We start from the raw sequence: 13,402 nt of genomic DNA on the forward strand, positions 1-13,402 counted from the left end.
TTCACTTGGGCTACAGCCTATTTTAGCCAGAATTCCCAGCCGCAATGCAGCGCTCTTCCTCCGCTGCGCAAATTTAAGCTCCTCCTAAGGCTGCCTCCCCATAGTTGTACCCATCGGCACCGGTGTGTGCCCTCAACCTTAGGAAGCCATCCATGAAATCTGAAGCATTGAAAAATACCCGGCTGGTCGCTGCGCTTCTGGCCGCGGGCGCCATCGGCGGCGCCGGCGTCAGCGCGCTTAATGCCCTGCACCCCGTCGCCACCGCGGCCGTTCCGCCAGCCATCGTCGCGGGCAGCACAAGCTCCGCGCCGCTGGCCCTGCCGGACTTCTCCCAGATCACGGAACGCTATGGCCCGGCAGTCGTCAACATCAGCGTGACCGGCTCCACCAAAGTGCGAAACGACTCCCCGCTGGCACAAGATGACGGCGACGACGAACTTCCAGGCGATCCGTTCTTCGAGTTCTTCAAACGCTTCCAGCAAGGCCCCGGCGGCCAGCAGGAAATGCCCACCCGCGGGCAGGGCTCAGGTTTTATCGTCAGCCCTGACGGCGTCATCCTGACCAACGCCCACGTGGTGCGCGGCGCCAAAGAAGTCACCGTGAAACTGACCGACCGGCGCGAATACCGCGCCAAGGTGTTGGGTGCCGACCCCAAGACCGACGTGGCGGTGCTACGCATCGACGCCAAAAACCTGCCCGTGGTGACGCTCGGCAAGATCAGCGAACTCAAGGTCGGTGAATGGGTGCTGGCCATCGGGTCACCCTTTGGTTTTGAAAACACCGTGACCGCCGGTGTGGTCAGTGCCAAGGGCCGCTCACTGCCCGACGACAGCGCAGTACCTTTCATCCAGACCGACGTAGCCGTCAACCCGGGTAATTCGGGCGGCCCGCTGTTCAATGCGCGCGGTGAGGTCGTGGGCATCAACTCGCAGATCTATACACGCAGCGGCGGCTACCAGGGGGTGTCTTTTGCCATCCCGGTGGACGTGGCGATTCGCATCAAGAACCAGATCGTGGCGACCGGCAAGGTCGAGCACGCGCGCCTGGGCGTGGCGGTGCAGGAGGTCAACCAGTCCTTTGCCGATTCCTTCAAGCTGGACAAGCCCGAAGGCGCACTGGTCTCCAGCGTGGAAAAAGGCGGCCCGGCAGACAAGGCCGGCCTGCAGCCGGGTGACGTGATCCGCGGTGTGAACGGCCAGCCCATCGTTTCCTCAGGTGACCTGCCCGCGCTGATCGGCCTAGCAACGCCCGGCGACAGCGTCCGGCTGGACATCTGGCGGCAGGGCGCCGCCAAGGTCATCACCGCCAGGCTGGCCAGCGCCAACGATAAAACAGCCGAGGCCACACCCCGAAAAGACGCTCCCAACCAGGGCAAGCTGGGCTTGGCCCTGCGCCCGCTGCAACCCGAAGAAAAACAGGAAGCCGGCGTGGACAACGGCCTGGTGGTCCAACAGGTGAGCGGCCCGGCGGCCATGGCGGGTGTACAGCCCGGCGACGTGCTGCTGTCCATCAACGGCATTCCCGTGAAAAACATCGACCAGGTGCGTGCCACCGTGGCCAAAGCCGAGAAATCCGTGGCGCTTCTGATACAGCGGGGCGACAGCAAAATTTTTGTGCCAGTCAACTTCGGCTGAACATCAATACGCCCGGGATCTCCGCTTTGCAGGAAGTCCCCTCGGTAAAACACCATCAGCGGGCCCAGGCCCGCTTTTTTTGGGCGTTTCTTCCTGCGCCGTTGGACATTTTGTTACATCCATATCGGCTACGCTTGGCCTCCCGAAGGAGAGGAAAACGTGAGCCCAATAATGAAAAAAGCCGCCCTGGCACTGATCGCGGCTGTCTCGCTGCATGCCCATGCCCTGCAAATCACCAGTCTTTCGCCGCAAGGCGAAGTCGCGCGTGTCAGGCAAATCGTCGCCAAATTCGACGAGGGAGCCGTCAACTTCGGCGACCCCAAGGCGCCAGCCCCGCTGTCACTGAGCTGCAGTGATGCGCAGGCCACGAAGGGCTCCGGCCGCTGGATCAATGAGCGCGAATGGGCTTTCGAATTTGAAAACGACCTGCCGCCCGGCGTGAGCTGTTCGCTGCAGGTGGTCAGCACCTTCAAGTCGCCCAAAAGCCAGCCCGTTGGCGGCAACACCTCTTATAAATTCAACACCGGCGGCCCCTTCATCCAGAACCTTCGGCCCGGCACTTACGAGCGCATCGACGAAGAACAATACTTCGTGCTGCAGTTCAACGGTGCCGCCACACTGGCCAGCGTTCGCGAGAACGTCTGGTGCAACGTGGAAGGCCTGGGTGAACGTGTTCCTGTCAAACTCATCGACGGTAACGAGCGCAACGAACTGCTCAAGTCGCTGGGCCTGGAGAAGGCCGCAGCCCAGGAACCCTTGCGCTACGCCACCCTGACCTGCAACCGGCGCCTGACATCGGGCGTCAAAGTGCAACTGGTGTACGGCAAAGGCGTGAGCACACCCAGCGGCATCCCCAACTCGGTGGAAAAACGCTACAACTTCCAGGTGCGCGAGCCGTTTGCGGCAAGCTTTACCTGCGAACGGGAAAACGCCCAGTCGGCCTGCCTGCCGATGCGGCCCATGACCCTGAACTTCAACACCCCCGTGCCGCGCAAGCTGGCCGAGGCGATTCGCCTGAAGGGCGACAAGGACACGCACAAGCCGGTGTTCGACAGCGAAAACAGCGACGGTGACAGCGTGGTCAGCAACATCAGCTTCAAGCCGCTGTTCCCCGAACAGGCGCAGTTCACACTCGAGCTGCCCAGGGGTTTCAAGGACGCTTCGGGCCGCACGCTACGCAATGCCGACAGCTTCCCGCTCAAGGTGGCCACCGGCTCCATGCCGCCGCTGGCCAAATTCGCCGCCTCTCCTTTCGGCATCGTCGAGCGCTTTGCCGAGCCCAACACCAAACCAGGCGACCCGGCGCTCCTGCCCGTCACGCTGCGCAATGTCGAAGCGCTGCTGGCCTTGAAAGGACTCACGCCTGGTGCCGCCGGAAAAGTCAGTGACCTCCAGCCCCGCACCGACGCCGACATCATCGCGTGGTTCCGCAAGGTGCAGCGTTATGACGACTACCAGGTTTCGCGCAAGACGGCCGCAGCCGACATCAAGGGCCCCATTCCCAAATCGCTGGAGGCACGTGATCGGGACTACGTGCAGACGCGCATGGTGTCTCTGCTGGCCGGCCAGACCGGCGTGAAGACGCTGGACCTGCCCAAGCCCGCCGCAGGAACCGACCCGCGTCCTTTCGAAGTAGTCGGCATCCCGCTGACGCCCGGCTTCCATGTGGTCGAAATCGCTTCGCAAAAACTGGGCGGCTCCCTGCTCGACGAACGTTATGGCAACAGCCGGACCATGTATGTGCGCACTTCCGCCCTGGTGACCAACCTGGGCGTGCACTTCAAGCTGGGCCGGGAGAACTCGCTGGCCTGGGTCACCACGCTCGACAAAGGCACGCCGGTGGCCGGCGCCACGGTGCGCGTCTCCGGCTGCAACGGCGCCGAAATTGCCAAGGCCGTCACCAACGCACAGGGCATCGCCAATTTCGACGGCCTGTCTTCCGGACCGCCACGCTGCTCGGGCGAAGACTATCGCAATGCCTACTTTGTCAGCGCACGCAGCACGGTTGGCGGCGTGGAAGATCTGGCGTTTACCTGGAGCGACTGGCACAAGGGCATTGAACCCTGGCGTTTTAACGTGCCGACCAGCCGCGATCCGGTGCCCGACGCATTGGCCCACACGATTTTTGACCGCACGCTGTTCCGCGCCGGTGAGACCGTGTCGATGAAACATGTGCTGCGCACCGAAACCAGCAAAGGTTTTGGCCTGCCTGAAACTGCGCCTGCCACGCTCGTCATCACGCATGTGGGCAGCGGCCAGCAATACACCCAGCCCATCGTCTGGCGAAAGACCGCCACCGGCGGGCAAAGCGCCGAGAACACGTTCGCCATTCCGCCGGCTGCCAAGCTGGGCGTGTATGACGTGCAACTCAAGGGCGGCGGCGACAGCGGCAATGAGGGCCGGGGTAGCCGCAACCGCAGCTTTACCAGCGGGCAGTTCCGCGTCGAAGAGTTTCGCCTGCCGGTGCTCGAAGGCCGCATAACCCCTGCCGAGAAAAAAGCACTGGTCAATGTGCAGGCGGTGCCCACCGACGTGCAGATCAACTATGTGTCGGGGGGCGGCGCCGTCAATTTGCCGGTACGCGTGTCGGCGCTGGTGCGCCCCAAAAACCTGAGCTACAGCGACTACGAAGAATTCAACTTCAGCCCGCCGCGCATCAACCGCGACCAGGCCGCCAGGTCGGACGATGAAGAAGCCACCTCCTCGCAGGACCAGCGGGTGATCGCCGACAAGCTGCCACTCACACTGGACCGCAACGGTGCGGGCAAGCTCACCATCAACGACATCCCCCGGCACAGGCAACCGCAGGAGTTGCTGATGGAAGCCACTTACGCCGACCCGAACGGCGAAGTGCAGACCATCCGCAGCGTCTCTACCGTCTGGCCGGCCGCCGTGGTGGCCGGCATCAAGACCGAAGGCTGGGTATCGAGCAGCCAGAAGATCAAGTTCCAGGCGCTGGCGCTTGACCTGGCCGGCAAGATCGCCCCGGGCGTGTCGCTCGAGGTGAATGCCGTGGCGCGCATCACCACCACCAGCCGCAAGCGCATGGTGGGCGGCTTCTACACCTACGACAACAAGACCGAGACCAAAAACCTCGGCAGCGTTTGCAGCGGCAAAAGCGATTCGCGCGGCCTGCTGCTGTGCGAAACCAAACTCGGCGAGCCGGGTGAGGTCGAACTGATCGTGACCGCCAAAGACAAAGACGGCAACACCATCCAGGCCGCCGGTAATGTGTATGTCACGCGCCAGGGCGAGCTCTGGTTTGGCGGTGAAGACCATGACCGCATGGACGTGCTGCCCGAGAAGAAGAGCTACCAGCCCGGCGAGACCGCCAAGTTCCAGGTGCGCATGCCCTTCCGCTTTGCCACCGCGTTGGTGGGGATTGAACGCGAAGGCATCATCGAAACGCAGGTGGTGCAGCTCAACGGGCAAGACCCGACCATCAACCTCCAGATCAAGGAAGGCTGGGGCCCCAATGTGTACGTGAGCGTGCTGGCCCTGCGCGGCCGCCTGCGCGAAGTGCCGTGGTACAGCTTCTTCACCTGGGGCTACAAGGCGCCGCGTGAATGGTGGACCTCCTTCTGGTACGAAGGCCGTGAATACGTCGCGCCCACCGCGCTGGTGGACTTGAGCAAGCCCGCCTTCCGCTTGGGCGTGGCCGAGATTCGCGTAGGCACCAAGGCGCACCAGCTGGACGTGAGCGTAAAAGCCGATAAGGAAAGCTACGCCGTGCGCGGCCAGGCCAAGGTGACCATCACCGCAAAACTGCCCAATGGCCAGCCGGCCGCCAATGCCGAAGTGGCACTGGCCGCAGTGGACCAGGCCCTGCTGGAGCTGATGCCCAACGACAGCTGGGATTTGCTGAACGCCATGCTTAGGCGCCGGTCATGGGGCGTAGAGACGTCGACTGCGCAAATGGAAATCATCGGCCGCAGGCACTTTGGCCGCAAGGCCGTGGCGGCCGGCGGCGGCGGCGGGCGCAGCAACACGCGCGAACTGCTGGACACCCTGCTGTTGTGGAACCCGAACATCGTGCTGGACGCCAAGGGCCAGGCCGTGGTGACCGTTCCGCTCAACGATGCGCTGACCACCTTCAAGATCGTGGCAGTGGCCGACAGCGGCACCAGCCTCTTCGGCACGGGCCAGACCTCGATCCGCGCGACACAGGACCTGCAGATTATCAGCGGCCTGCCGCCGCTGGTGCGTGAGGACGACCAGTTCCGCGCGCAGATCACGGTGCGCAACACGACCAAGGCGGCGATGAAGGTCGAAGTGAGCCCGCGCGCCACGCTGCTGGACTTGAAGCCGCAAACGGTGGACATCCCCGCGGGCGAAGCGCGTGAGGTGGCCTGGATGGTCACTGCGCCGGCGCAGCTCGCGCTGACACGCGCTGAAGCCATCCTGTGGGAGATCGAAGCCAAAGACACGATTTCCGGCGCACGCGACGGCCTCAAGGCACGCCAGCGCATCATCCCGGCAGTGCCACTGACCGTGCAGCAAGCCACGCTGGTACAGGTCGACGGCAATTTCACGCTGGACGTGAATCCACCGGCTGACGCCCTGCCCGGCCGCGGCGGCCTGAAGATGTCGCTGCAGCCGAAACTGGCCGAAGGCATGGACGGTGTGCGCGACTATTTCGCGATGTACCCGTTCATCTGCCTGGAGCAAAAAACCAGCAAGTCGGTCGGCCTGCGCGACGGCAAGCTGTGGCAAACGGTGTTGGCACAGCTGCCCAGCTACCTCGACAGCGATGGCCTGGCCAATTACTTCCCGCCGCGCGACGGCGAAGCCAACCGCGGCAGCGATGCACTGACAGCCTACCTGCTGGCTGCCACGCACGAAGCCTCAGGCATCAACCCGGCGTTTGCCCTGCCCGACGATGCGCGTGCCCCGATGGAACGCGGCCTGATCGCGTTTGTGGAAGGCCGCATCCAGCGCGAGTTCTGGAGCCCGCGCAAGGACCTGGACGTGCGCAAGCTGGCCGCGCTGGAGGCGCTCTCGCGTTACGGCAAGGCACAGGGCCGCATGCTGGGCAGCATCACGATTGCGCCCAACCAGTGGCCTACGCATGCGGTGATTGACTGGCTCAACATCCTCAAACGCGTGGCCGATGTGCCGCAGCGCGAGCAGCGCATCGCCGAAGCCAACCAGGTACTGCGTTCGCGCCTGTCCTTCCAGGGCACCAAGCTGGTCTTCAGCACCGAGAAGGACGACTACTGGTGGTGGCTGATGACCAACGGCGACGTCAACACCGCGCGCCTGATGCTGGCCGTGATGGACGACCCCACATGGAAGGACGACATGGGGCGCCTGGCCAACGGCTTTATCGCGCGCCAGCAAAAGGGCGCGTGGCACACCACCACGGCCAACCTGTGGGGCGGCCTGGCGCTGGACAAGTTCTCGGCCAAGTTTGAAGCGACGCCGGTAGCGGGTGTGACCAAGGCCACGCTGGCAGCAGCGGCCGCCAGTGCGGCGAACGTGGACTGGGCCAAGGTTGACCGCGTCAAGACAACTGACGCGGCCGGAGCCCCCAACCAGACCACCTTCTTCGGCGCGCCGGCTTCCCCCGGCAACCTGCGCAACAACAGCATGTTCCTGCCATGGGGCAGCGCAGCGAAGGACACCTTGACCGTGACGCACCAGGGCGCGGGCAAACCGTGGCTCACGCTGCAATCCATCGCGGCCATCCAGCTGAAGGCGCCTTTCAACGCCGGCTATCAGATCAAGAAAACGATCACCCCGGTGGAGCAGGCCGTCAAAGGCATCTACACGCGCGGCGACGTGATCCGTATCACGCTGGAAGTCAACGCCAGCGCCGACATGACCTGGGTCGTGATCAGCGACCCGGTGCCGGGCGGCGCGACGATCCTCGGCGGCAGTCTGGGCCGTGACTCCGAAATCGCCACCAGCGGCGAAAAGAAAACCGGTGCAGGCTGGCCGGCATTTGAAGAACGCAGCTTCGAAGCCTTCCGCAGTTACTACGAATACCTGCCTAAAGGCGTGGTGAAGATGGAATACACCGTGCGCCTGAACAACGTCGGCGACTTCGCACTGCCGCCTAGCCGGGTCGAGGCCATGTATGCGCCGGAAATGTTCGGGGAGTTCCCGAATGCGCGGGTGAAAGTGGAAGCCGCAAAATGATCCAGCGGCGTTCCCTAGCCGTCGCACTGGCTGCGGGCATTGCCCTGCCGCGCGGGGCGGCCGCCGCCGACTGGCAGCAACGCTTCGCTTACCCGACGGGCTGGGGCGGCAACCGCAACTGGACCGACAAGGACTACCGCATTGGCAATTATTCCGGCGGCTATGAAACCATGCTCCGGGCACGGCCCATCGCCGCACCGGCGCAGGCTTCCACCCTGAAGACGGCACCGGCCGAAAGCCTCAAGGCATTCGCGCCCATTGCGGAATCGGCGGCGGACTACCTCAAGGCCTGGCCCGTGACAGGCCTGCTCATCGCGCGCAAGGGTACGGTGCTGCTGGAGTCCTACCAGTTCGACCGCAAACCCGACATGCGCATGACGAGCTGGTCCATGGCCAAGAGCGTGACGTCATTGCTGCTGGGTATCTGCCTGGATCGAGGCCTGGTCCGTTCCATGGACGACACGCCGCAGATGTATGTGGACGAACTCAAGGGAACGCTGCACGGCGGTATTGCCCTGCGCCACCTGGCCAATATGTCCAGCGGCGCGGCCGTCCTGCACGACCGCGACAATCCCACCATCTACCCGCGCGCCTTCCTCGGCAGCGGCAGCGACCTGGAGACGGTAGTGCGCGGCTGGAACGCCGTGCAGGAGCCGCCCGGCACACGCTACAACTACAACGAACTGTGCCCACTGACCGTCGGCATGGTCATCCGCCAGGTTACCGGCAAACCGCTGGCAGCCTTTTGCGAAGAAGCCCTGTGGCAGCCGCTGGGCGCAGAGGGCAGCGCCAGCTGGCTGTGCGACAGCAAAGGCAAGGAGTTCAACTGCATAGGCTTTGGCGCACGGCTGCGCGACTGGGCGCGGCTGGCGCAGTTGATCGCGCAGGACGGCATCATGGAAGGCCGCCAGGTCGTAAGCAAGAAGTGGGTTGACGAATGCTCCTCATGGTCGGCCGCCGATGCACAGGTCCGGCACGGCACGGCCATGCGCGGCTTCGGCTACAAGAATTTCTTCTGGCATCCCAAGGCCGACGGCAGCTGGATGATGATGAATGGCCACCACGGACAGCGCGTGCTGGTAGACCGGGTGACGCAAACTGTGCTGGTGCAGACCGCCGTGGAGGCCGAGGGGCCGTGGCAGGCGCAGCTGCTGCAGATGTTTGGCGCGGCGACGAAGGTCGGGTTGCCGGCATGAAACAGGCTAGAGGCTTTAAAGTGAAACTTGCCCTTTATGCATTCATGCTCCTGGGCGCCAACCTGGCCCTTGCACAGTTCAGCACGCCTGCCGAGGGTGAATACGTGATCAGTGACGGTGCATCGGGCACGCTGCGGGTTCAGCCGCGCGGAAAGTTCGCGATAGAGACCAAGGGAGCCAACGCACACGTATGCGACCTGGATGGCGTGATCGTCGATGGCAAGTCGAGGATCGGGAAATCCGCATGCCAGGTGAGCTTCAAGACCGAGGGCCAGGATGTCAAGGTCTCAACCAACGGCGCCGACGCATGCCGCGATTTCTGCGGCATGCGGGCATGGTTTGAGGGGACGTACCGCAAGCCTGAGCCTCTTTGCGTGCGCAAGAGCATTAATGAGTCGAAGAAGAATTTCAAGAAGAGTTATGTGGCGAAAGACTACGCTGCCGCTTTGGCTGTGATCCAGCCTGTTGCAACGCAGTGCAAGTCATTCCTCCATTGGATTGAATCGGCCTGGGTATTGAACGACCTTGCCCTCACACAATTCAAGCTGGGTGACCGCGCGGCCTGCATCAAGACTTTACAAGGCCTCGCGCCTGACGCCGCAAAGTCTGACGATGAAATCAAGGGGAGCTACCCTCCTAGCGATTCAGACGCCTATCTGCCGGTGGTGCAAGCCACCCGGACCAACCTGAGACTTTGCACAAAGAAATGAATCGCGAGCCGAAACGCATTTTCACAAGCTTGACGCTGGCCCTTGCTCTGGCGGGCGGGGCGATCTCGCCTGCACATGCCGTCGCCACCTTCGACGAAGTCAAACGCGACTTCCGCCCTTCCGACACCCTGATCCTCGACCGCAGTGGCGAAGTCATCCAGCGCCTGCGCACCGACAGCGCCGTGCGGCGTGGCCAGTGGGTGGCTTTGCCTGATGTGTCGCCTGCCCTGCGTACGGCGCTGGTGTTGAGTGAAGACAAACGCTTTTACGAACACAGCGGTGTGGACTGGAGGGCCGTATCCGCCGCCGCCTGGGGCAATCTGTGGAACACCAAAACCCGCGGCGCCTCGACCCTCAGCATGCAACTGGCAGGACTGCTCGATGAAGACTGGCGTGCCGGCGCGGGTGGCCGCAGCATGGTGCAGAAGGTGGGGCAAACGGTGTCGGCTCAGGTGCTGGAGGCACGCTGGCGCAAGGACCAGATTCTTGAAGCGTATCTGAACCTCGTGCCTTTTCGGGGCGAGATGGTGGGCATTGACGCACTGAGCCGCACGCTGTTTGGCAAGGCCGCGCATGGGCTCGATGAACGCGAGGCGGCGATTGCCGCTGCGCTGGTGCGCGCCCCCAATGCCAAAGCCGCGCAGGTGTCGCAGCGGGCCTGCGGCGTACTTAAAACCATGCAGGCACCGGCCAAAGCCGACTGCGAAGGCCTGGACCTGTTTGCCACCGCCGCCTTGCAGCGCAAGGCGTTTGACCCCAGCGAAGGCGTGGCGCCGCACCTGGCGCGCCGGCTGCTCGCCGCCCAGGCAGATACCCCCGGCCGTAGCGGCGTACCCCGCACACTGGCCTCTACCGCACGCGCGCCGCTACAGCGTTTTGCGGTGCAGACCCTGACCCAACACCTGCGTGAATTGCAGGGCCGCCACGTGGAGGACGGCGCCATTGTGGTGCTGGACAACGCCACCGGCGAGGTGCTGGCGTGGGTAGGCTCGTCGGGCGAACTGAGCGGCGCGGCCGAGGTTGACGGCGTAATGGCGCTGCGCCAGCCGGGCTCCACGCTCAAGCCGTTTTTGTATGCAGAGGCCATTGCCGAGCGCCGCATCACCGCGGCATCGCTGCTCGAAGATTCTTCGTCGCAAATTCCGACCGCCGGCGGCCTCTACATTCCGCAAAACTACGACCGGCAGTTCAAGGGTCTGGTGTCAGCGCGCACCGCACTCGGTGCGTCGCTGAACGTGCCGGCTGTGCGCACGCTGGTGATGGTGTCGCCCGACGCCTTTCACAAACAGCTCAAGGCCGTCGGCCTGCCGCTGAAAGAGTCCGGCGACTACTACGGCTACAGCCTGGCGCTGGGCAGCAGCGAGGTGTCTTTGCTGTCCCTCACCAATGCCTATCGCACGCTGGCCAATGGTGGGCGCTACAGCGCGCCTTCGCTGGTGAAAAACCCCAAGCCGGTCTTCAAGCCCGCGCTGGACGCGCGCGCGGCCTTCATCGCCACCGACATCATGGCCGACCCGATGGCACGCGCCCGCACCTTCGGCACCGACAGCATCCTTGCCACACGCTTCTGGAGCGCCGTGAAAACCGGCACCAGCAAGGACATGCGCGACAACTGGGCCATGGGATTTTCACAGCGCTACACCGTGGGCGTATGGGTCGGCAATGCCAGCGGTGCGCCCATGTGGGACGTCAGCGGCACCACAGGCGCCGCGCCCATCTGGGCCGCCGTCATGAATTACCTGCACAAAACCGAAGCCAGCCGCGCTCCCACACCGCCCGCCGGCCTGGTGCAAAGCCAGATCCGGTTTGGCAACCAGGACGGTACGCCGCTGGAAGCAACCCGTACCGAATGGTTTCTCAAAGGGACGGAGCAGACGATTTTTGCTATGAATTCAGGAGCTACTCCCGCACGTTTGGAAGGGGCTACAGGCCGAAATGGCTTGAAAAGACCGTCTGCCCAGCCGGACACCCCGCCCCGCATCACTGCACCCGCTTCGGGCACCATCATTGCGCTGGACCCGGACATCCCGCCCAAACACCAGCGCGTCAGCTTCAGCGCCGAAGGCCGCGGCACGCGCTGGCTGATGGACGGCAAGGAGTTTGCGCGCGGCCCTCGGGCACAGTGGATGCCCTGGCCGGGCCGCCATGTGGTGCAGCTGGTCGATGCCGGCGGCAAGGTGGCCGACGAGATCAGGCTCGAGGTGCGCGGCGCCGGTGTGCGCGAAGCCAGCGTGCGTGGTGGCGTGGCTGCAGCGCGTTGATCCTTCCAGTGCCGGCACTCGACAACACTGTACCGGCCACGCTTTACCCCGAACCTTCCATGCTTCACCTTCAATACGCCCCGTCATTTTCATCAGCTGCTGGAATCCGGCGCTTTTTTTATAAAACGCTGGTTGTCCTGTGGATGGCGCTGTGCATGCTGGCGGCGGGTGATGCCTTGGCAGCGCCAGCGCGTGCCAGGCAAATAGCCGTGCCATCCGATGCCGCACAGGAAGCCACGCCGATTGATACCGCGCAAATCACCACGCCCGCCGATGCCGTCCGGGTGCAGGTTCCGCCTTACAGCGCGCGCGTGCTCGACACCACAGGCACGCTGAACACAGCCCAGGTCGCGGCCCTGAACGAACAGATCCTGGCAATCGAAGCAGACACGCGCGCAGCAGTCGTCGTGTACATGCTGCCGACCACGGGCGAAGACTCCATCGAGGAATACGCCACGCGCGTGTTTGAGAAATGGAAACTCGGCGACACCGAGCGGGACGACGGCATCCTGATTCTGGTGGCGCTGGAGGACAGGCACATGCGCATCGAGGTCGGCCAGGGCCTGGAGGGCACCGTGCCCGACGTGCTGGCGGGCCGCATCATTGACCAGGACATGAAGCCGCGCTTTAAGCGCAACGACTACGGGGGCGGACTGGAAGCGGCCGTCAGCCACATCGGCGCGCTGTTGCGAGGCGAGATTGAGCCCCCGGAAGCGAGCCCCGGTGGCATCACGCCCTTTGGCTGGGCGTTTTTTGCCGCGCTGCTGTGGGGTTTTGCCGTGGGCGTGGTTCGGGCGCGCCGCACCTGGAAGTGGCCCGTGACGATCGGCGTTGTCGCCGCGGCACCGGTGGTGACGGCGGTCCTGCTGAAGAATGTTGCCATCGGAGCCATCCTGCTCTCTTTCCCCGTGCCGCTGGCGTTTGCGCTGGGGTTCGGCTGCGGCCGTTCCCGCACGGTGCGCCTGGTGACGGGTGGTATCGCGCTGGCGATCAGCGCCATGGTCGGCATTGCCTTCGTGGTCGGCGCCAACCGCTTCGGGTTGGGCCTGCTCTATTCCCTGGGGGGCGGTATAGGCTGCTTGATGCTCGGCCTGGTCGCCATGGGTATGCGCGCGGCCTACAAACGCAGCCTGGTGGAGTTTGCCGTGCGCAGCGCCCTGGTGGCCTGCGTTGTGGGATATGTGGCGTTCCAAAACCCGCCAGACCTGCTTTTATCTGACTGGGAATCCTGGCTGCCGACAGGCATGGCATTCGGGCTGGCGATGCTGTTCGGCTTCTTCACGGGTGGTAACGGCAGAAACAGTGGGCGCGATGACCGGGATGGCAGCAGCTCGTCGAGCAGCAGTTCAAGCTCCAGCTCCAGCAGCCGGAGTTCGTCGGGCGGCTCCAGCAGCGGCGGTGGGTCGTCCGGCAGCTGGTAGGAGATGCCGGCAGCGGCGGGGTATGAAAATAATTCAGCC

Annotated in this window: 6 protein-coding genes; all 6 read left to right on the plus strand. The window is 64.0% G+C overall.

Going from position 1 to position 13,402, the window contains the following annotated elements:
• The first annotated feature begins 152 nt into the window (after positions 1–152).
• The 6 genes from ACQ4MS_RS03900 (at position 153) to ACQ4MS_RS03925 (ending at position 13,363) form a co-directional block, all read left to right on the plus strand.
• Positions 153–1,634: a DegQ family serine endoprotease gene (locus tag ACQ4MS_RS03900; protein WP_431097860.1), complete on the plus strand. Its 1,482-nt coding sequence runs from the start codon at positions 153–155 to the stop codon at positions 1,632–1,634.
• Positions 1,635–1,805: 171 nt separating this feature from the next.
• Positions 1,806–7,775: an alpha-2-macroglobulin family protein gene (locus ACQ4MS_RS03905; protein WP_431099532.1), complete on the plus strand. Its 5,970-nt coding sequence runs from the start codon at positions 1,806–1,808 to the stop codon at positions 7,773–7,775.
• Complete coding sequence (locus ACQ4MS_RS03910) at positions 7,772–8,971, plus strand: serine hydrolase domain-containing protein (RefSeq protein ID WP_431097861.1); 1,200 nt, start codon at positions 7,772–7,774, stop codon at positions 8,969–8,971. The genes ACQ4MS_RS03905 and ACQ4MS_RS03910 overlap by 4 nt, the downstream gene beginning before the upstream one ends.
• Positions 8,911–9,681: a hypothetical protein gene (locus ACQ4MS_RS03915; protein WP_431097863.1), complete on the plus strand. Its 771-nt coding sequence runs from the start codon at positions 8,911–8,913 to the stop codon at positions 9,679–9,681. The genes ACQ4MS_RS03910 and ACQ4MS_RS03915 overlap by 61 nt, the downstream gene beginning before the upstream one ends.
• On the plus strand, positions 9,678–11,942 hold the full coding sequence (gene pbpC / locus ACQ4MS_RS03920; RefSeq protein WP_431097865.1) for a penicillin-binding protein 1C: 2,265 nt from the start codon (positions 9,678–9,680) through the stop codon (positions 11,940–11,942). The genes ACQ4MS_RS03915 and pbpC overlap by 4 nt, the downstream gene beginning before the upstream one ends.
• A gap of 59 nt (positions 11,943–12,001) precedes the next feature.
• On the plus strand, positions 12,002–13,363 hold the full coding sequence (locus ACQ4MS_RS03925) for a TPM domain-containing protein (RefSeq protein WP_431097867.1): 1,362 nt from the start codon (positions 12,002–12,004) through the stop codon (positions 13,361–13,363).
• Positions 13,364–13,402 lie beyond the last annotated feature (39 nt).

This window comes from Polaromonas aquatica (genome assembly GCF_050626995.1).
Classification (GTDB): Bacteria; Pseudomonadota; Gammaproteobacteria; order Burkholderiales; family Burkholderiaceae_C; genus Polaromonas; species Polaromonas aquatica_A.